The following is a 1311-nucleotide window of genomic DNA, read 5'->3' on the forward strand; positions in this document are numbered from 1 at the left end:
GCAGACCACCCCCGCCGCCCCCGCCCAGAACCGCCCCAGCGCCGCCCAGACGGCGTCGGTGAGCGACGCGGTGTTCCAGAAGCTCCGGCCCGCCACCTTCCGGCTGGAGCAGCGCTCCGCCTCGGACCGGGGCGCCCCCGACGGCCTCGGGACGGGCTGGTTCATCAGCGACGACGGCCTCGCGCTGACCGCCTACCACGTCGTGTTCGGCGCGCCGAAGCTCAGCGCCCGCCTCCTGAACGGGGAGCGCTACGACCTCACGGTGATCGGGTACGACGACTCGAACGACGTGGCGCTCGTGAAGGTCAACGTCAAGGGCAAGGTGCCGTTCGTGCCGCTGGCGCAGCAGGGCCCGAAGGTGGGCGACGCGGCCCTCGCGATCGGCAACAGCGGCGGGCAGCTCCTCAAGGAGAAGCGCGGCGTCCTCAAGCGGCTCGACGTGGCCGCCGGACGCGCGGACTTCCCGAACGGCACGCTGGAGCTCGACGCGCCGCTCGCGCCGGGCGACTCGGGCGGACCCGTCATCAACGCGCGCGGCGAGGGCATCGGCGTGGTGAGCTACATCCGCGCGCAGGAGGGCTCGTCGAACCGCAACCCCGTGTGGAACTCCTACGCGGTGCCGATCACGTCGGGCAGCCCGCTGCTGGCGGACCTGCGCGCCGGGAAGAAGTCGGACGCGCCCGCCATCGGGATCGGGTACTCGCTCCCGTTCGAGCTCGCCGACTCCGCCTTCACGGACTTCGGGCTGGGCGGGAAGCCCGGCGTGCTGTTCGACAGCGTCGTCAAGGACGGCCCGGCGGACCGGGCGGGGCTGCGTCCCCTCAACGTCGTGGACGGCGAGAGCCGCCCGCCGAAGCTGTCGGGCGACGTGATCGTCGCGGTGAACGGCAAGTCGGTGCGGGTCTGGACGGACCTCATCGAGCAGATCCGGTCCTCCAGGGTGGGCGACACGATCCGGCTGACCGTGCAGCGCGGCGCGAACAGCGTGGAGGTGCCCGTGACGCTCGGGGCGCGCGCGGACGTCAACGGCCGCCGCTGAGGCGTCGTGGTAGGGCGGGTCCGGGACGACCGGACCCGCCCTTCCTGTGAGCGTCGTGAGGCCAGCAGACCGGGCGAAGATGAAGTCGCGTCAGCTTCGACGCATATTCTTCAATTTCCCTTCATGGTAATGTCGGGGCGTATGCGCCGCGCGGGCAGCACTCCCGGCATCCTGCCGCTCCTCGTCACGACCGCCCTCAGCGCGGTCCTTCTCGGCGCGCACGCCCGCGAGGCCCGCGCGCCCTCCCCCACCCTGCTCGTGCTCGGCGCGGC

The 1311-nt window shown here is 72.5% G+C and carries 1 protein-coding gene; it reads left to right on the top strand.

Features of this window, described 5'->3' with window-relative positions; translation table 11 throughout:
- Positions 1 to 1039 (top strand): S1C family serine protease (locus tag DEIPI_RS27490; RefSeq protein WP_169736998.1); only part of this gene is annotated, 1039 nt, incomplete at its 5' end.
- Positions 1040 to 1311 lie beyond the last annotated feature (272 nt).

The sequence above is a fragment of the Deinococcus pimensis DSM 21231 genome (assembly GCF_000519345.1).
GTDB lineage: Bacteria > Deinococcota > Deinococci > Deinococcales > Deinococcaceae > Deinococcus_A > Deinococcus_A pimensis.